Below are 25,356 nucleotides of genomic sequence, written 5' to 3'. Positions count from 1 at the left end.
CGCCGGGGCGCGTGCGCGCACCCCGACGGCCCGTCGGTCTCGTCCGTCTCAGCCGTTGTTGTCGATCAGGCTGGCGATCTCGTTGTAGATCAGGTGCGCCTTCGCGCCCTGGTTGGACGGGCAGCCGCCGAGGTGGTGCAGGGCGATCACCCGGTGGCTGGCGTTGAGCACCGGCGAGCCCGAGTTGCCGCCGGAGGTGTCACAGCTGTAGCTGATGTTCCAGGTGTTGTAGTTGGCGTTCTTGACGGTGCACGTCGCGCCGCCCTGGGTGTCCTCGTAGATCGACAGTCGTTTCGGGCTGCCGTCGCCGTGGCCGGGGACGTACATCCGGGTGCCGGTGGTGGTGGCGCTCGTCGCCAGGTAGAGCGTGCCGAAGGTCTGGATGCTGGCGAAGTTGTTCACCGAGTACAGGGCGTAGTCCAGCTGGTTCGAGCCGCCGCTGCTCACCTTGTAGAGGGTGGCGCCGCTGACCTTGGTGCCGGCGCCCGGGTTCGCGCCGCCGCAGGTGGCGCACTGGTAGTTGAACTGCATCTCGCTGCCGCTCACGGCGGCCTGGGTCGAGAAGCAGTGCTTGTTGGTCAACATTCGGTTGGTGTTGCCGACCCGCCAGGTGGTGCACATCCCGCCGCCGCTGATCAGCAGGCGTGCCACCGCCCGGCCACGGGCGAACTCGGTGGGGTGGCTGCTCTGGTAGCAGACCGCGTCGCGCCGGGCGTCGGTGCTGCACACCGACTGGGTGGAGAAGTTGTGCTGGCTGATCTCCGTGGGGTCGTAGCCGCGCCAGAACCGGTCGATCGTCGCCGCGGTGCCGCGCGAGGGGCCGTTGTGGTGCAGCGTCACCACTGCGGTGTCGCCGTCCACCGACATCGCCCAGAATCCCGGCTGCCCGTCGGTGGTGTAGGGCGACCCGCTCGACGTGCTCAGGTTCCGGTCGTACCGGTAGCTCTCCCGTCCGTCCGGGCTGGACACGGTGACGTAATCGCCGGGGCCCAGACGCAGCGCGCTGAAGTGCACCTTGATGTACGTCGCGCCGGGGTGCCGGATGACCTGTGTCCGGTCGTCGCGTGCGTCGGAGAGGGCGCCGGAGACGATGCGGAGTTCGCCGACGGTGGTGACACCCTCGGCCGAGAACTGGCTCGACTCGGGTGCCCGCTCGGATCGTGGCGCGAGAGGCTGGACGGGCGCCTCGGCGGCGGCGGGTGACGGCAGCAGGGTGAACCCGAACGCGCAGGCGCCGAGCGCTACCGCCACCGTTCGCAGGCGGCGTAGAGCATGTTTCATCGTTGCTCCTCCCCAGGAAACAGCACCCGATGGTGCTGCAGTCTTCCTACACGAGGCGGCGCAAGACATGCAAGAGCATCGATATCTAAGGGTAGTGATCGGTGCGCGACGCGCGGGCGATCGGTGTTGAATGATCGCGAACGGTCCTCGGGCGACCAGCGCGCGGCAGCCCGGACACAGAGGAGATGGCGATGAACTTCCAGCGTCTCGGCCCGATCGGCCGGGAGATCCCGGTGGTCCAGCACGACGGCAGGACCTTCGACCTGCGGCCGCTCACGGCCGACCTGGACGGTGCGTTCTGGGCGTCGGAGGGGATCGCGCGTACCCGTGCCGCGCTCGGTCGCGGCGATCTGGCCGAGCTGCCCGACGCCGCCGCGTTGCGCGTGGGCGCGCCCCTCGCCCGGCCCAACAAGATCGTCTGCATCGGGCTCAACTACCGCGACCACGCGGCGGAGACCGGTGCGGCGCTCCCCGCCGAGCCGGTGGTCTTCATGAAGGACCCGATGACCATGGTCGGGCCGTTCGACGACGTGTACGTCCCACGGGGCTCCACCCGCACCGACTGGGAGGTCGAACTCGCCGTCGTCGTCGGCACGACCATCCGGTACGCCGACTCGCCGGAGCAGGCCATGCGGCACGTCGCCGGGTACGCGCTGTCACACGACGTCTCCGAGCGCGAGTTCCAGCTCGACCGGGGAGGCCAGTGGGACAAGGGCAAGAGCTGCGAGACGTTCAACCCGCTGGGGCCGAGCCTCGTCCCGGCCGACGAGATCGACGACCCGCAGGCGCTCACGCTGCGGCTGTGGGTCAACGGGGTCCTGCGCCAGGACGGGTCGACCAGCGACATGATCTTCCCGGTCGCGCACGTCGTCTGGTACCTCAGCCAGTTCATGGTCCTGTACCCCGGCGATGTGATCAACACGGGGACTCCGGCCGGGGTGGCGCTCGGCCTTCCGGACCACCCCTACCTGCGCCCCGGTGACGTCGTGGAGCTGGAGATCGCCGGCCTGGGCCGTGCCCGGCAGACGATGGCGGCGGCATGACCGCCGAGTTCGCCGGGCTGACCGCGATCGTCACCGGAGGCGCGTCCGGCATCGGTCTCGCCACCGCCCGGCAACTGCGGGCCAGGGGTGCCCGCGTGGCGGTCCTGGACCTCGACCCGAGCGGCCTCGACGAGGGCATCGCCGGCTACACCGCCGACGTCGCCAGCCGCCCGTCGGTCCACGAGGCGGTGTCCGCGGCTGCCGACGCCCTCGGCGGCATCGACGTGGTCGTCAACAACGCCGGGGTCGGGGCGACCGGGACCGTCGCCGACAACACCGACGACGAGTGGCACCGCGTCCTCGACGTCAACGTGGTCGGCATGGCCCGGGTGGTCAGCGCCGCCCTGCCGTGGCTGCGCCGGTCCGACCACGCGTCGGTCGTCAACACCTCGTCCATCGCCGCGCTCAACGGCCTGCCCAACCGGGCGCTCTACTCGGCCAGCAAGGGCGCCGTGCTGTCACTGACCCTCGCCATGGCCACCGACCACGTCCGCGAGGGCATCCGGGTCAACTGCGTGTGCCCCGGCACGGCCGACACACCGTGGGTCGGGCGCCTGTTGGAGGAGGCCGACGACCCGGCCGCCGAGCGGGTGGCGCTGCGGGCACGCCAACCCATCGGACGGCTGGTGACACCCGAGGAGGTCGCGAACGCGATCCTCTACCTGGCGTCGCCCCGATCGGGATCCACCACCGGCACCGTGCTGGACGTCGACGGCGGTGTCACCCACCTGCGCGTCCGGCCATGACTGGCGCACCCTGCCCCCTGCCGTCGGCGGCGGTGTCGCAGAATGGGCCGACAGGTGGAGGTGGGCCGTGCGGATCGCGCTGTTCGTGACCTGCCTGGCCGACACCATGTTTCCGCGGGCGGCCACGGCGACCGTGCGGTTGTTGGAGCGGCTCGGGCACGAGGTCGTCTTCCCGCCGGGCCAGACCTGCTGCGGGCAGATGCACGTCAACACCGGCTACCAGCGCGACGCGGTGCCGCTGGTGCGCCGGCACGTGGAGGTCTTCGACAGGTACGACGTGATCGTCGCGCCGTCGGGCTCCTGCGTCGGGTCGGTGCGACACCAGCACGCCATGGTGGCCCGGCGGGCGGGCGACGAGCGGCTCGCCGGCCGGGCCGAGTCGGTGGCGGGCCGGACGTACGAGCTGTCCGAGTTGCTGGTCGACGTGCTCGGGGTCACCGACGTGGGCGCGTACTACCCGCACCGGGTCACCTACCACCCGACCTGCCACTCGTCGCGGATGCTGCGGGTGGGGGACCGGCCGCGACGACTGCTGCGCGAGGTGCGCGGCCTCGACCTGGTCGAGTTGCCGGCCGCCGACCAGTGCTGCGGGTTCGGCGGCACCTTCGCGGTGAAGAACGCGGAGACCTCCACGGCGATGCTGGCCGACAAGATGCGCCACGTGCTCGCCACCGGCGCCGACGTGTGCGCCGCCAGCGACGCCTCCTGCCTCCTGCACATCGGCGGTGGGTTGTCGCGACTGCGCGCCGGGGTGGGCACGGTGCACCTCGCCGAGATCCTGGCCTCGACCGAGCGGACCGCGACACCCGGCGCGCCCCGCCGGTCGGCGGCGCGACCATGACGCGCAGGACGTTCCTCGGGATGCCGGCCACCGCGCCACCTGGGGTGGGCCACCTGCGCGGCACGGAGTCGTTCCCGGCCGCCGCGCGGCGCAGCCTGGCCGACCCACAGCTGCGGCGCAACCTCCGGCACGCGACGACGACGATCCGAGCGAAGTCCGGCGCGGTCATCGCCGAACTGCCCGACTGGGAGCAGTTGCGGGCGGCCGGCGCGGCGATCAAGGCCGACACCCTGGCCCGCCTGCCCGAGCTGCTCGAACAGCTCGAAGCGCGGGTCACCGAGGCCGGCGGCGTCGTGCACTGGGCGGCGGACGCGGTGGAGGCCAACCGCATCGTCACCGACCTCGTGCGGGCGGCCGGCGCGGACCGGGTCATCAAGGTCAAGTCGATGGCGACCCAGGAGATCGGCCTCAACGAGGCCCTCGAAGCCGCCGGGATCACGCCCGTCGAGACCGACCTCGCGGAGCTGATCGTGCAGCTCGGCGACGACCGGCCCAGCCACATCCTGGTCCCCGCGATCCACCGCAACCGGGCGGAGATCCGGGAGATCTTCCTGCGCGAGATGCCCGGCGTCGACCCGACGCTGACCGACGACCCCACGGCTCTCGCTGCCGCCGCCCGCCGCTTTTTGCGACAGACCTTCCTGAGTACGCCGGTGGCGGTGTCCGGCGCGAACTTCGCCGTCGCCGAGACCGGCGCGCTGGCCGTGGTCGAATCCGAGGGCAACGGCCGGATGTGCCTCACCCTGCCGCAGACGCTGATCACCGTGATGGGCGTCGAGAAGGTGGTGCCGACCTGGCGGGACCTGGAGGTGTTCCTCCAACTGCTGCCGCGGGCGTCGACCGGGGAGCGGATGAACCCGTACACGTCGATGTGGACCGGGGTCACCCCCGGCGACGGCCCGCAGGCGTTCCACCTCGTGTTGCTGGACAACGGGCGCAGCGCGGTGCTCGCCGACGAGGTCGGCCGGCAGGCGCTGTGGTGCATCCGCTGCTCGGCCTGCCTCAACGTGTGCCCGGTGTACGAGCGCGCCGGCGGGCACGCGTACGGGTCGGTGTATCCGGGGCCGATCGGGGCGGTGCTGTCACCCCAGCTCACCGGCATCGAGGACAACGCCTCACTGCCGTACGCCTCGACGCTGTGCGGCGCGTGCTACGACGCGTGCCCCGTGAAGATCAACATCCCGGAGCTGCTGGTGCACCTGCGGGCCGAGGCCGTCGAGTCGCACCGTCGACCCACCGCCGAGTCGATCGTGATGGCCGCCGCCGCGTACGCCATGGACCACCCCCGGCTCTACGCGGCCGGGCAGCGCGCGGCCCGGCTGAGCCGGTTCGCCGGCCGGCGCGGACGAGGTCTGCCGCCACCGCTGAACGGCTGGACGGGCAGCCGGGACCTGCCGGACCCACCGGCGCAGACGTTCCGCGACTGGTGGGCGCAGCGGTGACCTCGCGAGACGTCGTCCTCGGCCGGCTGCGGGCCGCGCTCGCCACCGGCGACGCCGCGCCCGTCGAGGTACCCCGCGACTACCGGCACACCGGCACCCTCGACCTCGACCAACTGGTGGAGCGGCTGACCGACTACCGGGCACACGTGCACCGGGTCGCCGAGGCGGCCGTCGCCGAGACGATCGCCGGCATCCTGCCCACGGGCGGCACCGTCGTCGTACCCCCGGGTCTGCCGCCGTCGTGGCTGCCGTCGACGGTGACCGCGCTGCCCGACGACGGGCTGGACAACGCGCGGATCGCTGCCGCGGACGCCGTCGTGACCGCCGCCGCGCTCGCCATCGCGCAGACCGGCACGGTCGTCCTCGACGGTTCGCCCGACCAGGGCCGCCGGGTGCTCAGCCTCCTGCCGGACCGGCACATCTGCGTGGTCCGCGCCGACCAGGTGGTGGCCACCGTGCCCGAGGCCGTCGCCCGGCTGACGCCACACCGCCCACTGACCTGGATCAGCGGCCCGTCGGCCACCAGCGACATCGAGCTCATCCGGGTCGAGGGGGTGCACGGTCCACGCCAGATGCACGTCATCCTGCTGCCCTGACGCCGGTCAGCGACTGGCGCGGCTGCCGTCGATGGTGAGGGTGGTCAGCAGCGCGGCATGGTCGGTCGCGCCGTCCATGAGCACCGTCCTGGTGCGGCGAAAGGTGATGTCGGTGCTCGCCAGGACGTGTTGCAGCGCGCCGTCGTCGACCCGCAGGTAGCCCGGTGGGGCGCAGGCGCGCACGTCGGGGTCGCCCGCGCGGAGGTTGAGGTCGCCGGCCAGGACGGTGGGCGCGTAGCCGGTGCTCCGGCGGATGGCCGGCAGGATCCCGTCGAGCAGGTGACCGCACTGGGCGAGCGCGACGGTGCGGCTGGTGGCCGCCAGGTGCGTGGTGCAGGCGTGCAGCGTGCTGTCGACGTGCACGCAGAGCCAGGCCCGTTCCTCGGGGTCCGCGACGTCCTGCGTCGGATGAATTCCACTGTGCACGGTGTGTCGGGTGTCCGGCGCGCTCAGGCGGGTCAGCAACCCGATGCCGTACGACTTTCCGTTGCGGCACCGGGTGTCGGCGCCGCTGGGGCGGTCGCCAGCGGCCTGGAAGGCCGACACGACTGTCCCGTCGGTGTGGACCTCGGCGAAGACGCGTCGCAGGGCGGGCACGTCGTCCTGACAGATCTCGTTGAGGGTGACCAGGTCGGGCCGCTCCGCGTTGATCACCTCGGCGGCCCGGGCGACCGATCGGCCGGTGTAGCAGCCGGCGCGACCGCTGTTGCACAGGTTCATCTGGAGCATCCGCAGGATGGTGGGCGCGGGGATGTCGGCGACCGGCGGTCCGGCCGTCGGCGATCCAGAGGCAGGCGATCCTGAGACGGGCGGGCCGGCGGCTGGCGATCGGGTGACCGGCCATCCGGCGACCGACGATCCGGCTGGCATCGCGGCGGCGGCGATCAGGCAGCCGAGGGCGAGGGCCCGGCGGAGACGTCGGTGCGAACGACCGGCGATGTCGCGACCCCGGAGCCGGACGAGGTCGCGCGGGTGCCACCGGGATCGGGTGGTGTCGGCGCCCGGCTGCTCGGACATGCGGACTCCGATGGGGGAGGCGACGGCCTTCGCCGAGGTGCCCCTGATCCTACTGTGAGCAGGCCGGCGGCTGGGGCCGTGGCGGCGGACCGCATCCGGTGCGCTACGAGCGGACGTTCATGCGGCCACTGCTGCCGACCGACCGAGCGGCCGCGCGAACGCGGGCCGGGTGCGGGTGGTCAACCCGCACCCGGCCCGCGTCCAGCTCAGCGGCGCGGCTTCGGCGCGACGCGGGGCAGGACGTGCGGCGGGCCGGCGAAGATCAGGTCGGACTTGATCTCCTGGTACGCACGCTTGGGCTGGTAGTTCTCGTCGTAGATGGTGGCCATGCCCTCCGGCGGGTCGCTGAACCACTCCGGCACCCAGGAGTATTTGTCGCTGAAACCCCAGACGGTGTACGACAGGCAGGTGCGGACGGCGAGGCAGGCCTTCATCAGCACGCTGAAGTTGGCGGCCGACGCCTGCAACCGGGGGTTGATCTCCGCGGAGTTGCCGGCCCGGACGGCCTCGGTCATCTCACTGCGCACGTCGACCTCGGTGAACGCGGTGGCGAGACCGAGCCCGGAGAACCTCTTCAGCGCGGCGGTCACCTGCAGGGTGTCGAAGTTGCCGTACTGGGTGCCCAGGTGGCCCTGGGCGCCGACGCCGTCGATCGGGACGCCCTTGGCGCGCAGACCCTTGGCCATGTCGTAGACGAACTGCGTCTTGTCGTCGGCGGGATTTCCGGAGCCGAACGCCTCGATGTTGTAGTCGTTGTAGAACAGCAGCGCCTTGGGGTCGGCGGCGCGTGCCCAGCGGAACGCGTCGGCGATGTAGTCGGGGCCGAGGTTCTGTGCCCAGAAGCCCTTGTAGTGCAGCGTCGACGGGGTGTCCCACGGGTCGCTGACGGCCTCGTTGACCACGTCCCACTGCCAGATCTTGCCCTTGTATCGGCTCACCACCGTGGTGATGTGCTTGCGGAGCAGGTCGCGCAGTTGCTGCTTGCTGATGCTGCCGTCGGCGACGCCGCTGGTCAGCCAGGCGGGCAGTTGGTTGTGCCAGACCAGCACGTGGCCTCGGACGCTCTGCTTGTTGCGCTTGGCGAACTCGATGAGCTGGTCGGCGGCGGCCCAGTCGTAGGTGCCCCGGGTGGGCTCCAGACTCTCCCACTTCATGGCGTTCTCGGCGGTGACCGAGGAGAACTCGGAGGCGGCCAACCGGCGGTACTCCGGGTCGCTGGCGTCGTTGAGGGCCGTCGCGTTCACCGCGGTGCCGATGTGCAGGCCGTGGCGTTGGCCGAGCGCGCCGAGGCTCTGCGCGGTCGGGTCGTACGGCCGGCTCGCGGTGGCGGGCATCGCGCTCAGCGTGGCAGCGGTCGCGACGGCGACGGCGCCGGCGCTGATCCACCGTCTTGGCTTCATCTGCCTTCCTCTCGATATTGATCGACAGATGTCGATCTTTGAAGGGAGGTGCGGCCCCGGTGTCTGGTGAGAGGTGAGTGGGGTCGGCGCCGGGTGCCGGGGGTGTGGACAGGTCAGGGGTGGCGCCGGTGGTTCCGCGGGGGAACCGGAAATATGCTCGAAACGTTAAGCCCGTCGATGGGCCTCGTCAACACTGAAAACTTCCGGAAATCACCGGGGTGAGCTGCACCGCCACGAACATCCGATCACTGAAAGTTTCGACGGTCCGATCCACGTGCACAAACGACGGTGCCACGGTCGAAGGATCGACCGTGGCACCGTCGGTGGAGCGCGGACTAGCGCAGGCGGGCCTCGATGGCCTCGATGATGCGCGGACGCAGTTCGGCGGCGCGGATGACGGCGTCCACCGAGCCCACCTCGACGGCGCGCTGGATGTTGTGCACCCGGTCGAACTCCGCGGCCACCTCGCCGAGCTTCTCCGCGCGCACCGAGGACCGCAGCTCGTCCAACTCGGCGGTCAACGCGGCGCGTTCGGTGCCGGACGCGGCGGCAACGCGAGCCTGCAGGTCGCGTACCCGCTCGTCGGCGGCGGTGCGGGCGTTGACGTCCGCGGAGAACACCACCGCCGCGGCGGGAGCGCCGCCGAGCACCGAGGCGAACGACCCCTCCAGCGCCAGCACCGTCATGCTCGGGTTCAGCGCCTTCGAGAACACCACGAACGCGCCGCCGTGGTAACGCGAGATCACGCAGAAGACGATCGGGCCCTGGAAGTTCACGATCGCCCGGCCGATCTCGGCGCCGTACTCCAACTGCAGCTTGCGCATCGACTCCGGCGAGCCGTCGAAGCCGGACAGGTTCGCCAGCACGACCAGGGGTCGGTTGCCGCTGGCCGCGTTGATGGCCCGCGCGGCCTTCTTCGACGAGCGCGGGAACAACGTGCCCGCCGTGTAGGTGTCCGGGCCGTCGGTGGGCGGGAACCCGCGCCGCGGCACCGACCGGGACTCGATGCCGAGCAGGCACACCGGGATGCCGCCGAGGTGGACGTCCTGCACCACCGCGGTGTCCGCGTCGGCCATGCCCGCCCACCGCTCCAGCACCGGGTGGTCCTGGTCGGAGAGCGCCCGCATCACCGTCCGGATGTCGAACGGCTTCTTGCGGTCCGGGTTGGCCTCGGCGGAGAAGATCTCGCCGACCGTGTGGAACGGGCTGCCCGCCACGTCGTGCGCGAAGTCGGAGACGTCCCGGTCCACGGGGTCGGTGGTCGTCGCCCGCCGTGGGGCGGTCTCGCCGGGCGCGACGTACGTGTGGTCGTAGTGGGCCATCAGCACGTCCCGCGCGGCGGTCAGGTTCGGCGCCCAGTACTGCGCCTGCCCGTTCGGCCCCATCACCCGGTCGTAGCCGCCGATGCCGAAGTTGTCCTCGGCGGACACGCCACCGGAGAAGTCCAGCGACTGCTTGCCGGTGAGGACCATGGCCGAGTCCGGTGTCATCACCAGGACGCCCTTGGTGTGCATGAGCATCGTCGCCTCGGCGTTCCAGTACGGCTGCGCGCCGACGTTGATGCCCGCCACCACGATGTTGATCTCGCCGCCGGCCTGGGTGAACTCGACGATCCGCTTGAGCGCCGCGGCCACCCAGTCCATGTTCTCCGTGCCCGAGGTCATCGAGATCCGAGCCCCGGCGGACAGCGCCCACCACTCCAGCGGCACCCGCATCTGCTCGGCCAGGTCCAGTGCGGCGATCACGCGCCGGCACTCCGGCTCGGAGAGGGCGCCCAGCGACTTCGTCGGGTCGCCGAGCAGCACGACCCGGGTGACGCCCTGCGGGTGCAGCGGTGCCGGCGTGGTGACGACACCGGCGACGATCGCGGCGCGGTTGCGCCCCTTCGGCCGCTCCACCGGCACCAGCACGTGGTCGTCGTCGAGGTCGTACTCGGCGAAGTCACCGAGCCGACCGGTCAGCTCGTACGGGTAGACGGTGTTGCGGCTGCTCGCCCGCAGCACCTTGAGCCGGTAGTCGTCCAGCGGCTCGACGGGCTCGACCGGCGGCTCGCCGACGGTCAGCTCGGCGCCGCCCGCGGGGTCGAACGTGATCCGAACGGCGATCTTGGTCAGCTCACCGGTCCGGCGGTCGCGCTGGCGGGCGATGAACAGGATCTCCTCCAGCCCGGCGCCCACCGTCGTCGGGCGCACGCGCCCGGCGATCATCTCCATCTCCTGGCGGGTCAGTTCGCTCGGCGGCCAGACGTACACCACGATGCGGTTGGTGGTGAAGCGCGTCTTCGACGGTCGCAGCGTCTGGGCGCGGCGGATCGAGTCGACGCAGGCGGCGATGGTGTCCTCGGCGGTGGGCAGCGCCACCAGCCGGCCGTCCTGCTCGCGCAGCTCGGTCAGGTCACGCACCTGCGCGAACGCGACGAGACGCTCGTCGGACGGGTTCTCCCGGGCCACGCACTGGAAGAGGTAGACCTCCTCGTCGGCCGACGGCAGCCGGGTCAGGTCGAACCGGTGCAGCCGCTCCATCTGCATCCGCTGCGCGATGTACGGGTGCAGGCCGCGGATCAGGCGATCCTCGGTCAGCTGACCGTCCGACGGGCGGAAGGTGAAGTGGTGGTGCATCACCGCCCCGCCGCGACCCGCGACGGTGGTGGTGAGCCGGCGGACCCGCGACGGCAGCGGGTGCGCGGTGACGACCTCCAGCAGCGCGGCGGCCATCGCGTCGAAGTCCTCCGGCTGGTTCTCCCAGGCGAGGTAGATGTCGGCGTCGACGGCGTCCTCACCGCCGGTCAGCTCGGCCAGCCCGCGCAGCGCGACGCCCAGCGCGTCGAAGCGCACCGCGGTGGAGACCACGCTGGACTCGGCGCGCTCGGCGACCACGAACGAGCAGCCCTCGACCTCGTGGGTACGCACGCTGGTGAGCGCCCGGTTGCCGTAGTACCGCCGGGTCAGCACCTCCAGCATGATCGTGTTGTCGAGGTGGTCGCGGACGAGGCGCTGGCCGAGCAGCCGGACCAGGGGCTCGGTGCTGCGGACCATCTCGGCGACGCGCTCGGCGCGGTCGGGCGAGTCCGGCTGCGCGTCCAGGTGCCGCAGGTGCCCACGGACCTGGGCGTAGACGCGGGCGCGGTTGCGGCGCAGCAGCGGCTGGGCGAACCAGGCGAACACCACGCCCCGGGCCAGGTCGGCGACGACGGGGAACCGCACCTGCGTGGCGGCCACCAGCCGCTCCAGCGCCAAACCGGCCGGCTCCCGCAGCGCCTCGTCCGGCGGGGTCTCCCGCAGCCACGCGCGCAACAACGTCGCGATGACCGTGGCGTCGGCGGCGGCGCGCTGCTGGGCGAGGAAGATCCGGAAGACGGCGGCTTCGAGGTCGCCGGTGCGCTCCAGGTCGGTGACACCATAGTGGCCGAGCGCCTTGGCGAGCCGGGCCTGGAAGGCGTCCGGCAGCCCGGCCCGCTCCACGTCGAGGCTCTGCAGGTAGGTGTGGAAGTACTCGCGTGCGCTGCGGACGTGGGCGCCGCCGTCCTCGCCGGTCGGCCGGTTGCGGCTCAACTCGGCCAGGTCGGCGAAGACCTCGATGAGGTCCAGCTCGGCGGCGAGCGGCCGGTGGCCGTCCTCGGTGGCCGTCCGCCGCGCGGTGAGGTAGTCGTCGAGCACCCGACGGTCGTCGTGCGGGTCGACGTCGAACCCGAGCAGCAGGCCGCGCAGATCCTCCTGCCCGCGCCGGCCGCGCTCGTACGCCGACACCTCGTCGTCGGCGGCCGGCAGGTCCAGCTCGACGGCGGCGGTGGCGCTCGGGCCGGCCACGCTGTCGGTGGCCTCGTCGCCAAGCGGCTCCAGCCGCATCAGCGGCGCCCCGGCCTCGACCTGGCTGCCCACGGAGACGGCGCACTCCTTGAGCCGCGCCCGGAACGGCGCCCGCAGCACCGTCTCCATCTTCATGGCCTCCAGCACCAGCACCGGCGCGCCGGCCTCGACCTCCGCGCCGACCTCCAGCGGGGTGGCGACGACCAGCGCCGGCATGGGGGAGCGGAGGACGCCACCCTCGTCGCGGCTGACCCGGTGCGTCACGCCGTCGACCTCGACGAGGTGGGTCGGGCCGTGGGTGCCGGTGAGCAGGCGGTACCGGAGACCGTTGACGACGATCTGGCCGGTGTGCCGGTCGAAGCGGTCGAGTTCGACGTCGGCGGTGCGCACGGTGCCGCCCGCCTCGATGCCGACGCGGAACCGGTGCGCGCCGATCCGTGCCACCCGCAGGCGGTAGGTGACGCCGCGCAGCTTGAGGTCGAGGGGTCGGCCGCTGGTGTGCTGCACCTGTGGGCGCCCGCCGGAGGCCGTCGACAGCAGCCGCTGCCGCTCGACGTGCTCCTCCTCCTCGTACGACTCGATGGCGGCGGCGGCCAGTGCCACCGCGGAGTGCCGGTGGGTGACGAGCCGGCCCTCGCCCCGAACCCGGTCGATCCAGCCGGTGTCCGCGCTGGCGTCGAGCACCTCGGGCTGGTCGAGCAGGTCGAGCACGAAGCTCTTGTTCGTCGCCCCGCCCTCGATGATCACCGTGGTGTCGGCCATCGCCCGGCGCAGCTTGCCGAGCGCCTCGTCGCGGGTGCGGCCGTACGCGATGATCTTCGCGATCATGGAGTCGAAGTCGGCGGGGATGGTGTCGCCCTCGCTGACACCGGTGTCCACCCGGATGCCGGGACCGGCGGGCAGGTCCAGCCGCGCGATGCGGCCGGGCGACGGCGCGAAGTCGCGGTCGGGGTCCTCGGCGTTCAGCCGGGCTTCGATGGCGTGCCCGCGCTCGACCGGCGGTTCGCCGTCGAGCCGGCCGCCCGAGGCGACGTGCAGCTGGGCCTTGACCAGGTCGAACCCGGTGGTCAGCTCGGTGATCGGGTGCTCGACCTGCAGGCGGGTGTTGACCTCGAGGAACGCGAACAGCCGGTCGCCGGGGTGGTAGAGGAACTCGACGGTCGCGGCACCGCGGTAGCCGACGGCGACGGCGAGGCGCTCCGCCGACGTCTTCAACTCGGCCGCCTGCTCGGGGCTGAGCACCGGTGACGCCGACTCCTCGATGACCTTCTGGTTGCGTCGCTGCACCGAGCAGTCACGCACGCCGAGCGCCCACGCGGTGCCCTGCCCGTCAGCGATCACCTGGACCTCGACGTGCCGGGCTCCGGTGACCAGACGCTCCAGGAACACGATGCCGCTGCCGAATGCCCGCGCCGCCTCCTGGCTGGTGCGCTCGTACGCGTCGACCAGTTCGGCCTCGTCGCGGATCACGCGGATGCCGCGCCCGCCTCCGCCGGCGGTCGCCTTCAGCATCAGCGGGTAGCCGACCTCGGCCGCCGAGGCGCGAGCGGCGTCCAGCGTCTCGACGGCGCCACGGCTCCACGGCGCGACAGGTACGCCGACCTCCTCGGCGATCAGCTTCGAGCCGATCTTGTCGCCGAGTTGGCGCATGGCGTCCGGGCTCGGGCCGACGAACGTGACGCCGATCTTCTCGCACAGCTCCGCGAACGCCGGGTCCTCGGCGACGAAACCCCAGCCGACCCACGCGGCGTCGGCCCCGGTCTCGACCAGGGCACGCTCCAGCTTCGCCATGTTGAGGTAGGGGCGTGCGGACGCCGGACCCAGGTCGTAGGCGATGTCCGCCTCGCGGACGAAGGTGGCGGTGCGATCGACGTCGGTGTAGAGGGCGACGGTCTCGATCCGGATGCCCGTCTCCGCGGCCAGCTCTCGGACCGCGTGGATGAGCCGCATGGCGGCTTCACCACGGTTGACGATGGCGACACGGTTGAACACCCGACGACCCCTTTGGTAGACCATGATGTGCGCGCCGCGAGACGACTGCTCCCGCTAGTGATCACTTTTCCGGCTGGGAGCGGGCAGCGCCATGGCGCAACCACCGAACCAACCGCCGCTCAATTGTAGGAACTCGACAAAACTTTTTGGCTGTCGAGCCGGGGGTGCGGGATCCCTGCCCGATCCTCGGCGTCGATACCTTTATGCGCCGTTGGCGAGGTTCGCGAGATAGTGGCCGCTTCGCCACCGGGACGGCGACGCGGCCGGTGGCCCCGCCGACCACGGTCGACAAGGCCACCGGCCGCGCGGCGGTAACTTCCTAGGATGCTCTACAGGGTGTGCGGCGCACCGCGGACGATGCCGGCCGGTCGGCGACCCCGCGTCGACACGAAGTGGTACGACATCACGGCGAACCCGGGGTCGCGCACCAGCCGACGGAAGGCGTGCAACTGCTGGGACGACAGCCCCGCCGCCAGCAGGTCCGGCTCCAGCTGGCGGGAGTTCGTCTCGTAGAGCGACGTCCCGCTCGACCCGCCGACCCAGCTCTGCGAGTGGGTGATGGTGTCGACGTCGGCCAGGCCGGCCGTGGCCATCTCGGTGTGGACGTCCTGGGCCCAACCCAGATCGGCGCCGTGATCCTGCAGGACACCCATCATCGTGTCCATCACCTGCGTGAAGAGCTTCGCCGCGTCGTCGGTCGGCGCCGTCAGCACCCGCACCGGCGCGGTGCAGTCGAACTCCTCGACCACCAGCCAGCCGTCCGGAGCCACCGCGTCGGCGAGGGTACGCAGCACCCGCCGCCGGTCGGGCAGGTGCAGCAGCACCAGCCGGGCGTGGATCAGGTCGAACGCGTCCCCGGGCGGCGGCTCGGTGCGGACATCGTGCCGTCGTACGCGCAGGTTGCCCTCGGCCACGAGGTGCGTGGGGTCGATGTCGGTGGCCAGCACGTCGCCGTCCGCGCCGACCGCGCGGGCGATCCGCCGGGCCATCGAGCCGCCACCGGCCCCGACCTCCCAGCACCTCGACCCGAGACGCAGGACGGGGCGGGCGAGGCGGCGCATCGTGATCGGGTCCAGGAAGGACTCCAGGGCCCGCATCTGCGGGACAGCGTCCGGTGAGCCGTTGTCAAAGGTGTAGTCGCCATCGGGTGCGTGGGTCGCCATCGGTGTCTGCCTCTCCAGGGGTCGGGTGACCTACGGGGTGTCGGCCCAGAGCCGCGGGGTCGTGCGGATGGCCGGGGGCGTCGGGGCGGGGGCGAGGCTCAGCAGCGCCTCCAACCGGGCCGGGTCGGCGCGCGCCTCGGCTGTCGGCCGGTCGTAGACCACCCGGCCGTACTCCAGCACCGCCACCCGGTCCGCGACCTCCATCGCGTGCTGGAGTTGCTGTTCGACGAGGAGCACGGTCAACCCGTCGGCGGCCAGGTCAGCGATGAGGGCGCGAACCCGCGCGGCCAGGTCGGGTGCGAGCCCCTCACACGGTTCGTCGAGCAGCAGCACCCGTGGCTGGCCGAGCAGCGCGCGGGCGATGGCCAGCATCTGCTGCTCACCGCCGGAGAGTTCGCTGCCGCGGTGCCGCAGCCGCGTCGCCAGCCTCGGCAGCAGTTCGAGGATCCGGGCCACCGTCCAGCCCTCGCCGCCGGGTGTCGCCGCCCGCCAGGGCGCGGCCGCCAGGACGAGGTGCTCGGCCACCGTCAACCGGGAGAACACCCGCCGTCCCTGCGGGACGAGACCGACGCCGGACTGCGCGACGCGGTGCGGTTGCCGACCGGCCACGTGGACGCCGCCGATCTCGATGTGGCCGCTGGAGGCGCGGACCAGCCCGGCGATCGTGTGCACGAGCGTGCTCTTGCCGGCCCCGTTGCGGCCCACCACGGCCTGGACGCTGCCCGGCCGCACCCGCAGGCTCACCTCGTGCAGCACGATCCCACCGGCGTAGCCGGCGCAGAGCCGCTCCACGTACAACATCAGGAGACCCCCTCGGCGTAGGCCCGCCGCACCTGCGGCGAGGTGCGGATCTCGTCCGGTGTTCCGGCGGCCACCGTCCGGCCGTCGCGCAGGACGGTGACCGTGTCGCAGAGGGCGTACACCAGGTCCAGGTGGTGTTCGACAAGCAGCACCGCGACCTCCCTGGGCAGCCCCGCGAGCAGCTCGGCCAGCCGGCCGACCTCGGTGGCGGACAGCCCGGACGCCGGTTCGTCGAGCAGCAGCAGGCGGGGGCGGCCGGCCAGGGCCATCGCGATCTCCAACTGCCGTCGTTGCCCGTGCGCGAGGTGCCCGGCGGGCACCGCCGCGACCTCGGTCAGGCCCATCCGCTCCAGCAGCGGACCGGCCCGCTGTCGGGCGACCCGCCCGCTCCCACCGGGCCACCACCGGCGGCGCCGGATGGTCCGCGGTAGTGCGGCGACCACGATGTTCTCCGTCGCGGTGAGCGTCGAGAAGACCGCGGGTCGTTGGTGGATCCGGTTGATGCCCAGCCGGGCGCGTGCCGCCGGCCCGAGGCGGCTGACGTCCCGGCCGGCGAAGCGCACCGTGCCGTGCCGTGGCCGCGTCGACCCGCCGATCACGTTGAGCAGGGTCGACTTGCCGGCCCCGTTGGGGCCGATCAGCGCGTGCCGCTGACCGTCGTGCACGCACAGGTCGACGCCGTCGAGCGCGGCGAGCGAGCCGTACCGCACGGTGACCTCCTCGGCGTCGAGCAGGCAGGTCATCGGCGTGACCCCGCCACCGCGGCGTCGTCCGGGGTGGGAGCGACGTCCGGCGCGGCGGTCGGCGGCGGTGACCCGCGGCGCGGGCGTCGGGCGCGGCTGACGCCGGTGGGCAGCAGGTAGACCGTCGCCACGAACAGCGCGCCCAGCACCAGCGGCGCGTGGCCGGGCAGCACCCCGAACAGCCAGTCCCGTACGGCGATGACGAGCGCGGCGCCCACCAGTGCCCCGCCGACGGAGGCGGTGCCGCCGATGACGACACCGAGCAGCAGCAGTGCGGAGGTGTCGAAGCCGAAGTCGGCGGGGGAGATGTACTGCTGGGCGACGACCAGCAGGGAACCGGCGGCGCCGGCGATCGCCCCGGCGGCGATGTGCGCGCCCGACACGTACAGCGGCATCCGGTGCCCGCTGGCCCGCAGCCGCATCTCGTCGTCGCGGCCGGCGCGCAGCACCAGGCCGGCCCGGGTCCTCAGCAGCAGCAGCACGGCACCGACGAGCGTCGCCACGACGACCAACGTGTACAGGTATCGCGCCTGGTCGGTGGCCAGGACCGGCAGGCCCCAGAACGGGCGGACCGGGGCGATGCCGGCGAGCCCGTCCGTGCCGCCGGTCACCGACCGCCAGCGGCCGAGGACCGTCACGACGAGTTCGCCGATCGCCAGGGTGATCATCAGGACGATGACGCCCCGGGCGGGCGCGACGAGCGGCACGGTCAGCGCGGCCAGCGTCGCCCCGGCCGTCGCGGCCACGGCGAGTTGCACGACGCCGACGTCGGAGACCTGACTGCCCAGCACGGCGCAGGCGTAGGCGCCCGCCGCGTAGGGCGCGGTCTGGCCGAGGGTGGGCAACCCGGCGACGCCGGTGAGCAGCGCCACGCTCACCCCGACCAGGCCCAGTGCGAGGGTCCGGGCGAGGATCGCCGTGGTGTAGTCGTCGACCATCCACGGCGCCACGGCCAGGCCGGCCAGGACGACCGCCGCCACGGCGCCGCGCACCCACCGGATCACCGCGTCCCTCATGTCGCCCTCCACCGCAGGGCCAGGCCCCGTGCCCGTACGGCAAGGACGGCGGCCATGGCGGCGAACAGCAGGAACGGCGCGGCGGACGGCAGCAGCGCCACGCCCAGGGTCTGGATCTCCCCGATCGCGAGTGCCGCGAGCAGGGTGCCCATCATGGACCCGAGGCCGCCGAGGACGACGACCACCAGGGACAGCAGCAGCACGGTGTCGGCGGTGTCCGTGCCGGGGCCGATGATGGGCGCGCCCAGGACGCCGGCCGCGCCGGCCAGCGCGCCACCGGCGGCGAGCACACCGGCCCGGATCCGTGCGGGGCTCACGCCCAGACAGGCGACCATCTCGGGGTCGTCGACGGCTGCCCGGACCAGCATTCCGGCCCTGGTCCGCCGGACGATCAGGTAGATCCCGGCGGCCAGCGCCGCGGCCACCGCGATGAAGACCAGCCGGTACGCGGCGTAGCGGTGGCCGGCGACGACCACCGACCCGTCGAGGGCGGCGGGGACCCGGACCTGCGGATCGTCGGGGCCGAAGCCGGCGACGAGCAGGCTGCCGCCGGCCAGGGCCACACCGAAGGTCAGCAGCGCCTGGGTGAGGTGGTTGCCGGTCGCGACCGGGGTGAGCAGGCCGGCGAGCAGCGCACCCGCGGCGGCGGCGGCCAGCACACCGATCGCCAGTGCCAGCGCGAGACTCGCCCAGCCGCCGTCGAGGACGGCCGCCGCCGTGTAGGCGCCGATCGCGTAGAGCGTGCCGTGTGCCAGGTTGAGGATGTTGGCGACGCCGAAACAGAAGACCAGGCCCGCCGCGGCGACGAAGACGAGCAGCCCGTAGGCGACACCGTCCAGCGCCGGGATGACGTACGGGTCGATCCGGTTCATGCCGGCCGCCATCGTGGTCACTGGCCGATGGTCGCGAGGTCACCCACGACGGTGTTGGACAGCGCCCGGCCGTCCTGGCGGACCTGGCGCAGGTACCACTTCTGCACCGGCGAGTGCGTCACGGTGGAGAACTGCCAGGCGCCCCGGGGGCTGGCGATCTGCCCGAGCTTGCCGATCTGCTCGTTGATGGCCTCCGGTGTCGGGTCGTTGCCGGCGGCACCGATGGCCCGGTCGAGCACCGCCGCCGCGTCGTACGAGGCCAGGGCGTAGGTCGTCGGCGATCCGTCGTGCTTGGCCTTCCACGCCGCGACGAAGGCGCGGTTCTCCGCGTTGTCCAGGTCGGGGGAGTAGTTGAGCACCGAGTAGATGTCCCGGGCCGCCTCGCCCTGCGCGTTGAGCACGCCGCCCTCGGTGAGGAACCCGGCCGCGTACAGCGGGATGTCCTTGATCTCGGACTGCGCGTACTGCTTGACGAAGTCGACGGCGGCGCTGCCGGCGTAGAAGGTGTAGACCGCCTGCGCGCCGGAGGCCTTGATCCGGGCGAAGTACGGCGTGAAGTTGGTGGTGGCCGGGAACGGGGTGAAGGTGGTCTTCCCGTCGGGGTTGGCGAGCTTCCCGCCGGCCTTGGCGTACGCGTCGGTGAAGCCGCGCAACTCGTCCCAGCCGCCCTGGTAGTCCGGGCCGATCGCGTACACCGAGCCGTTGACGTTGTCCCGGACGTGCTGGGCGATCGCGGCGCCGGGCTCGTCGGACAGGTATGAGGTGTGCCAGACCCGGGAGACGTCCTTGAGTTCGGGGCGGCCGTTGGAGCCGACGAGCGGCACCTTGGTCTCCTGGAGCAGGGGGTAGACCCCGGCGACCGAGCCGCCGCCGACGATGCCGGTGAGCGCGGCCACGCGGTCCTGCTTGAGGAGTTTGGTGGCCGCCGGCACGGCGGTCGCGGCGCCGTTGCCCTCGTCGGCGACGACGAGGTCGACCTGCCGGCCGCCGAGTTTGCCGTCGTGCGTGGCCAGGTACAGCTCGAAGCCGTCGCGGATGTCCTTGCCGACGGACTGGTACGTCCCGGACAGCGACGCGAGCAGGCCGATCTTGATCGGTCCGCCGGCGGTGGTGTCGGGCCCGTCGCCGGCGCAGGCCGTGCCGGCGGTCAGCACGAGCGCGAGCAGCGTGGCCCCGAGGGCACGGCGGCGCGCAGGGGTGGTGAGGGACATGTCGTCTCCAGGGGAAGGGGGAGGGGTGTGCCGGGGGGTCAGCGGCTGCGGGCGAGGGCCGCTCGGGCCGCGGGGGTCAGCGTGTCGCCGATCCGGTTGGCCAGCTCGGTCATCTCGTACGAGACCATGCCCACGTCGCACTCCGGCGAGGCGAGCACCAGCAGCGACGCCCCGTCGTTGAACGCCATCGAGAACATGAATCCGCCTTCGAGCTGGGTGACGTTGGAGATCACCGCCCCGGCGTCGAAGAAGGCCGCCGCGCCCCGTAGCAGACTCACCAGCCCGCTGCCGGTCGCGGCGAGTTGGTCGGCCCGGTCGGGTGGCAGGTCGCGGGTGGCGGCCACCATCAGGCCGTCACTGGAGATGGCGATCGCATGGCTGACCTCGGTCGCGCGCTCGGCGAAGCTGTCCAGCAGCCAGCCGAGGTCCTGGTGGTCGGTCACGTGCTCTCCCTGTCGGGTCATGGTTTGCCGAGGTTGATCGGGGTTCGCCTGCGGGCCGCGACTCCGCGCGCGTACGCGGCCATCGCCGTGGCCACCTGGGCCGGATCCCGGTGTTCGGAGCGTTCCCGCTGCTGGGGCACTGTGACGCCGCCGGGCACGAGGTGCCGTTGCGGCTGTCGTTTGGGCAGGCCGGAGTGGGTGGTCGCGCCGACGTCGGGGGTGTGCGCCTGGGCGGCCGTGCGCCAGGCGTCGTCGGCGGGGCTGGACCACTGCCGGTCGGCGGGCGCGGCGGTGACGTCGCTGTGGAACCAGTGGTTGACCTCCTCGAAGATGAGCAACTCCTCGGTCGGCGCGGTGCCCCGGTCGGCCGCGGTGGGGGTCGGTCGGAACACCGGGGCCGCCGGCAGGGTCCGCTGGGCGGGAGGCCGGCCGGCTGTCGGCTCTGGGCGTGGCCGGTAGGCCGGGGGAGCGGCCGTACGGGCGGCCCGGCGCGACAGCCGGCCGGGTGCGAGGAGGTACTCCTCCGGCGGCAGCGACCGGATCATCGCCGCGGGCAGCGTCACCTCGGCGATGGTGCCGCGTCGGGGACCGCGTCGCAGTTGGACGTTGGCGCCGAGGCCGGCCGCGAGTTGGCCCACGACGACCAGGCCCATCGCCCGGACGGCGGCGACGTCGATGGCCGGTGGGCGGGCCAGCAGGTCGTTGAGCTGTTGCAGCCGCTGCGGGGGCAGCCCCACGCCCTCGTCGCTGATCTGGACGATGACCCGGTCGCCGAGGCTGCGGCCGCTCACCCAGGTCTCGCTGCCCGGTGGCGAGTACGCCGTGGCGTTGTCCATGAGTTCGGCGAGCAGGTGGACGACCTCGTCGACGTTCTTGGCCGCGACGGCGATGTCCCCGTCGATCATGCCGAGCCGGATGCGCGCGTAGTGCTCGATCTGGGACAGGGCGGCCTGGAGGACCTGTTGCAGCGGTACGTCGTGTTGGCGCACCCGTCCCACGCCGACGCCGCCGAGCACCAGCAGGCTGGCGTTGATGCGTCCCATCCGCGTCGCGAGGTTGTCCAGTGTGTACAGCTGGTCGAGCCGGTCGGGGTCGGTCTCGTCCCGTTCGACGCGGTCGACCTGGGCCAGGACGGCGTCGACCAGGCGCTGCTCGCGGCGGCTCAGGTGGATGAAGATGTCGGCGGTGTTGGCGCGCATGACGGCCTGTTCGGCGGCGGTACGCACGGCGGCCTGGTGCACGGCGCTGAACGCCTGGCCCAGTTCGCCGATCTCGTCGTCGCTGGAGGGTTCGAGGGCGGCGGTGGACTGTTGGCGGGCCAGTTCGTCGGGGTCGACGCTGGAGCTGTCCGGGCGTTGGAGGCGGGCCACCACGGCGGGCAGTTGTTCGAACGCGACGGCGTTGGCGGCGTCGCGCAGGCGGCGCAGCCGGCGGGTGATCTGCCGGGCCACGGCCCAGGTCACCAGCGCGGTCAGCAGCAGGGCCAGCAGCACACCGACCGCCTCGGCGACGGCCCGGCGGCGCTGGTCGGTGTGGGCGGCCCGGACGTCGTCGAGCACCGCGGCGTCGACGCGCGCCCGCAGGTCGGACAGCCGGGCGGAGCGCTGCTGCGTGGTGGTCACCCACGCGTCGGTCCGCAGTCGCAGGCGTGATCCCGGCTGCGCGCGGGACACGTCGTCCTGCATCCGTTGCAGGGTGAGCGCGTCCTTGCCGGTGCCGGCCTGCTCCCACCAGAGGCTCCACTCGGCGGGCGCCAGGGCCAGGAACGACAGGCTGGACTCGGTGTAGCTCGTGCGGGCGGCGGTGATGTCCTGCTGCATGGCGGGGGTCAACTCGCCGGCCGCGACCGCGCGGAGCACGGCGACCTGCTGTTGACCGATGGCCTCCGCGGTCTTCGACAGGGCGGCCGAGGCGCGGATCCCGTCGGCGAGCCGGGCGTCGACCACGCCGTGCGAGATGCTCTCCCGAAAGGTGATCAGGTCGGCGATCGCGATGCGGTAGCTAAACGTCATCGCCGACACCGCGGCGTGCTCGGCCGTGCGTACCTGGGTGCGCAGCGGGGCGAGGCCGTCCAGCGCCCTGTCGATGCGGCGCAGGAGGGGCGCGTCGGTGCCGGCGTGCACCCGGTCGCGCTGTCGGCGGTACCGGTCGACGGCGGCGTCGGTGGCGACCATCGCGTCGCCGAAGGCGTCCTGCTGCTCGGGGGTGGCGGTGGTGAGCAGGTCGGCGGCGGCGATGCGCTCGCGTTGCAGCCGGTAGGCGAGGTCGCCGGCCTCGCCGCCCAGGCGGGCCACGACCTCCAGGTCGCTGGCGCGGGCCGTCTGTCGCGCGCTCTCGGTGAGGGCGAGGCCGGCGAACCCGATCACGGCGACCAGCGGCGCGGCCACGATGAGGCGCATCCGACCGGCGATCTTCCAGCCGCGCCGACGGGTCGGGTAGGGTCGGGCCGCGTGGGACCTCGTGCTCGACACCAAGATTGACTCCCACGACTCGTCGACGACGGTCTATTCGCACCTTGCCGAATGCAAGTCCCATTCCGCCGGAACCCGCGCCCTGAGGCCATACCTGGCGGTGGTACAAACTGCCCGTACCAGCATCTGTACCCAGAGTCAGCGGCCGGTCGCTCCCCGCGTCGGTCGTCAGATCACGCACTCAGCGCTGGTCGTCGAGGGGGTCGAGCGCGCGGCGGGTTGCCGGATCGTCGGCCTCGGGTTGGCCGTTGAGCACCTGGCCGATCAGCTCCCGCAACTCGTCGATGGCGTCCACGACGGCGCCCGGGTCGCGCGCGTCGCGTCGACCGCGCTGGCGCGGCACCGGTGGATCCAGCCGCGCCGGCTCCGGGGACCGGGGGCCTCGCCGGCCGTCGGCCGCCAACTGCTCGGCGGCGACCTGCGGCCACAGCGCCGCCAGTCGGCCGCCGGTGTCGAGGACGTCGTCGCAGCGGACCGCGAACTCGTGACTGCCGAAGCGGCGACCCGACTCCACCGCCGCGACCGTTTCCCGGCTGAAGCGCACGAGATCCGCCAGGGCCCGCTGGGTCAGGCCCCGTCGCACCCGACAGCTGCGCAGTTCCCACCGGAACCGGTGGCTGGCGGCGGCGTGAGCGGCGTCCTGCGGGGGCGTGTGCTCCATGCGCTCACCTTCGTGGCACCCGTGAATCAGCATTGGGTGTCAGATCGAGATCGGCCGATGGGCGGTAGATTCGTAGGGGGCAATTCTTAACCCAGGACCCGATGGGTGTGAAGACGTTCACCGACATGGATCGTTGCCCAATGTGCGAACGGGTGCGCTCGGGTCGCCCCGAGCGGCGCGCCGACCCGCCCCGGCCGGCCTCAGTTCGCGCCGTGCGCGGGTGCGCGCTCAGGCGGCGTGCGCCTCGGCGGGTGCGGCCGGTGGTGCCGTCGGGCCGTCGACCGGCGTCGTGACATCGATTGTCGCGGGCAACGCGTGGTGTGCGCGAAACGCGACATTGGGCTTGAAGGAACGGCGATATCCGGGCGTCAGTCGAAGGCCGGGAATGGCCGCCGCGAGGCCGGTGAGGGCGACGTCGGCCTCCAGTCGCGCCAATGCGGCGCCGATGCAGAAATGCGGCCCGTGGCCGAACGACAGCTGATCGGCCACGTCGGTGCGGTGCGGGTCGAACCGATCCGGGTGGGCGAAGACCGAGGGGTCCCGGTTCGCCGCCCCGATCAGCAGCAGACAGCGCGCCCCCGCCGGGATGGTGACCTCGCCCAGGGTGACGTCGCGCTGGGTCACCCGCAGCCAGCCGTCGATGGCGGGCGCGAACCGCAGCGTCTCGGCCACGAACGCGGGGACGCAGCGCGGGTCGGCGGCCATCTCCCGCCACCGGTGCGGTTGGGACAGCGCCTGGTCCAGGGCGTGGGCGAGCAGGCCGGCGGTCGTCTCGTGGCCGGCGACCAGGAGGTTGAAGGCGATGCTCGCCACCTCGGTCACCGTCAGCACCTCGTCATCGTCGTCGCGGTAGGCCAGCGCTCGACAGATGTAGTCGTCACCGTCGCGCCCACTGTCGAGCCGCTGCCGCACCAGGTCCTGGCAGTAGTGCCAGAACTCCAGCAGACCCCGCGCCAGGCGGACCTGCTCGACCGGGTCCGGCTGCCCCCAGATGAGGGCGATCTGGCCGTCCGCCCAGATCCGGATCCGGTCGACGTCGGTGTCGGGCACTCCGAGGATGTCCAGCACGACCAGCAGGGGAAGCTCGCTGGTGAACTCCCGAACGAGATCGACCCGCTGGCCGGATCGGGCGGCGAGCCGGGACACCAGTTGGTCGACGCGGCGACGGACGATCGCGCCGTACGCGGCCTCGACCCGGTCCGGGGTGTTCGCGAAGGTCGCCCGCAGGGCGCGGCGGGTGCGGGGGTGGACGGGCGGGTCGGCGGCGACCGTGGTGGGCGGCACGTCGAGCCGCATGATCACGCTCAGCGCCTCCGGGCAGACCTCGTAGACCGGTGCGAGGGTGAGGGAGTTGCCGAACGTCGCCGGGTCGGAGAGGGCACGCCGCACGTGCGCGTGCCGGCTGATCAACCACAGACCCAGATCCTCGGCGTGCTGCACCCCGTCCGGGTCGTCGAGAATGCGCCGCCACATCGCGGCCGGGTCGGTGAGATAGATTCTGCCGAACGGATTCAACCGCATGGAACGCCTCCTGACGCACGGCGTGAAATCGACGACGACGCCATTTTCCGAGCGACGTCAGATCGGGGTCGACAATGGCGTTCCGCCGCCTGTTGCTCTTCACGGTGCGTCAGCTCGATGCACAAGTCAAGATAGGCGGCCATCTATTAATGTGCACCGCCGTTGCGCCTTGCAAAAGCGTCGCCAATCGCCGCCGGATGCAAGTTGCGCCCGGAACGTTGCCGGTCCGCGCACGGCTGCCTTTCCATCCGGTGCCCCGAGCGTTTTCCGGCCACGATCGTTCCCTCCCC

At 72.4% G+C, this 25,356-nt stretch carries 19 protein-coding genes; 5 read left to right on the top strand and 14 right to left on the bottom strand.

What is annotated here, in order from left to right; genetic code table 11:
- Nucleotides 1-48: 48 nt before the first annotated feature.
- Entirely contained in the window at nucleotides 49-1,281 is a 1,233-nt protein-coding gene (locus ABZ780_RS20610; RefSeq protein ID WP_357487060.1) for a serine protease, read from the bottom strand.
- Between the two features lie 191 nt (nucleotides 1,282-1,472).
- Between ABZ780_RS20610 and ABZ780_RS20605 the strand changes: the two genes are divergently transcribed.
- The 5 genes from ABZ780_RS20605 to ABZ780_RS20585 all read left to right on the top strand — a co-directional run bounded on the left by ABZ780_RS20605 (nucleotide 1,473) and on the right by ABZ780_RS20585 (nucleotide 5,949).
- On the top strand, nucleotides 1,473-2,324 hold the full coding sequence (locus tag ABZ780_RS20605) for a fumarylacetoacetate hydrolase family protein (protein ID WP_357487058.1): 852 nt from the start codon (nucleotides 1,473-1,475) through the stop codon (nucleotides 2,322-2,324).
- Nucleotides 2,321-3,070 carry an SDR family oxidoreductase gene (locus ABZ780_RS20600; RefSeq protein WP_357487056.1) on the top strand — a complete coding sequence of 250 codons (750 nt, stop codon included), beginning with the start codon at nucleotides 2,321-2,323 and terminating at the stop codon, nucleotides 3,068-3,070. Before ABZ780_RS20605 ends, ABZ780_RS20600 begins: the two co-directional genes overlap by 4 nt.
- A gap of 67 nt (nucleotides 3,071-3,137) precedes the next feature.
- On the top strand, nucleotides 3,138-3,911 hold the full coding sequence (locus tag ABZ780_RS20595) for a (Fe-S)-binding protein (protein ID WP_357487055.1): 774 nt from the start codon (nucleotides 3,138-3,140) through the stop codon (nucleotides 3,909-3,911).
- Nucleotides 3,908-5,353 carry a LutB/LldF family L-lactate oxidation iron-sulfur protein gene (locus tag ABZ780_RS20590; RefSeq protein ID WP_357487053.1) on the top strand — a complete coding sequence of 482 codons (1,446 nt, stop codon included), beginning with the start codon at nucleotides 3,908-3,910 and terminating at the stop codon, nucleotides 5,351-5,353. Before ABZ780_RS20595 ends, ABZ780_RS20590 begins: the two co-directional genes overlap by 4 nt.
- Entirely contained in the window at nucleotides 5,350-5,949 is a 600-nt protein-coding gene (locus ABZ780_RS20585; protein WP_357487051.1) for an LUD domain-containing protein, read from the top strand. Before ABZ780_RS20590 ends, ABZ780_RS20585 begins: the two co-directional genes overlap by 4 nt.
- 6 nt (nucleotides 5,950-5,955) lie before the next feature.
- Here ABZ780_RS20585 and ABZ780_RS20580 read toward each other — a convergent pair whose 3' ends face one another.
- From ABZ780_RS20580 to ABZ780_RS20520, 13 genes are all read right to left on the bottom strand, one after another.
- Entirely contained in the window at nucleotides 5,956-6,966 is a 1,011-nt protein-coding gene (locus tag ABZ780_RS20580) for an endonuclease/exonuclease/phosphatase family protein (protein ID WP_357487049.1), read from the bottom strand.
- A 206-nt stretch (nucleotides 6,967-7,172) separates the two neighbouring features.
- Entirely contained in the window at nucleotides 7,173-8,366 is a 1,194-nt protein-coding gene (locus tag ABZ780_RS20575; protein ID WP_357001342.1) for an endo-1,4-beta-xylanase, read from the bottom strand.
- A gap of 335 nt (nucleotides 8,367-8,701) precedes the next feature.
- Nucleotides 8,702-14,164, bottom strand: coding sequence for a carboxyl transferase domain-containing protein (locus tag ABZ780_RS20570; protein ID WP_357487047.1), 5,463 nt, complete (start codon nucleotides 14,162-14,164; stop codon nucleotides 8,702-8,704).
- 329 nt (nucleotides 14,165-14,493) lie between these two features.
- A complete protein-coding gene (locus tag ABZ780_RS20565) occupies nucleotides 14,494-15,327 on the bottom strand; it encodes a class I SAM-dependent methyltransferase (RefSeq protein ID WP_357487045.1) in 834 nt (277 codons plus the stop codon).
- A 30-nt stretch (nucleotides 15,328-15,357) separates the two neighbouring features.
- A complete protein-coding gene (locus ABZ780_RS20560) occupies nucleotides 15,358-16,128 on the bottom strand; it encodes an ABC transporter ATP-binding protein (protein ID WP_357001334.1) in 771 nt (256 codons plus the stop codon).
- Complete coding sequence (locus tag ABZ780_RS20555) at nucleotides 16,128-16,871, bottom strand: ABC transporter ATP-binding protein (protein WP_357487043.1); 744 nt, start codon at nucleotides 16,869-16,871, stop codon at nucleotides 16,128-16,130. The genes ABZ780_RS20560 and ABZ780_RS20555 overlap by 1 nt, the downstream gene beginning before the upstream one ends.
- Nucleotides 16,868-17,887, bottom strand: coding sequence for a branched-chain amino acid ABC transporter permease (locus ABZ780_RS20550; RefSeq protein ID WP_357487041.1), 1,020 nt, complete (start codon nucleotides 17,885-17,887; stop codon nucleotides 16,868-16,870). Before ABZ780_RS20550 ends, ABZ780_RS20555 begins: the two co-directional genes overlap by 4 nt.
- Nucleotides 17,884-18,771, bottom strand: a complete 888-nt coding sequence (locus tag ABZ780_RS20545; RefSeq protein WP_357487206.1) for a branched-chain amino acid ABC transporter permease — start codon at nucleotides 18,769-18,771, stop codon at nucleotides 17,884-17,886. Before ABZ780_RS20545 ends, ABZ780_RS20550 begins: the two co-directional genes overlap by 4 nt.
- Before the next feature lie 5 nt (nucleotides 18,772-18,776).
- Nucleotides 18,777-19,970, bottom strand: coding sequence for an ABC transporter substrate-binding protein (locus ABZ780_RS20540; protein ID WP_357001328.1), 1,194 nt, complete (start codon nucleotides 19,968-19,970; stop codon nucleotides 18,777-18,779).
- Between the two features lie 38 nt (nucleotides 19,971-20,008).
- Nucleotides 20,009-20,413, bottom strand: coding sequence for a roadblock/LC7 domain-containing protein (locus ABZ780_RS20535; protein WP_357001325.1), 405 nt, complete (start codon nucleotides 20,411-20,413; stop codon nucleotides 20,009-20,011).
- 17 nt (nucleotides 20,414-20,430) lie between these two features.
- A complete protein-coding gene (locus tag ABZ780_RS20530; protein WP_357487039.1) occupies nucleotides 20,431-22,884 on the bottom strand; it encodes a nitrate- and nitrite sensing domain-containing protein in 2,454 nt (817 codons plus the stop codon).
- A 181-nt stretch (nucleotides 22,885-23,065) separates the two neighbouring features.
- A complete protein-coding gene (locus ABZ780_RS20525) occupies nucleotides 23,066-23,545 on the bottom strand; it encodes a helix-turn-helix transcriptional regulator (protein ID WP_357001321.1) in 480 nt (159 codons plus the stop codon).
- Nucleotides 23,546-23,773: 228 nt separating this feature from the next.
- On the bottom strand, nucleotides 23,774-25,066 hold the full coding sequence (locus ABZ780_RS20520) for a cytochrome P450 (protein ID WP_357487037.1): 1,293 nt from the start codon (nucleotides 25,064-25,066) through the stop codon (nucleotides 23,774-23,776).
- Nucleotides 25,067-25,356: the final 290 nt, after the last annotated feature.

This window comes from Micromonospora sp. NPDC047467 (assembly GCF_040643095.1).
Taxonomy (GTDB): Bacteria; Actinomycetota; Actinomycetes; order Mycobacteriales; family Micromonosporaceae; genus Micromonospora.
Note: the sequence above shows the minus strand (reverse complement) of the source record. Positions and strands in the feature narration are given on the sequence as shown.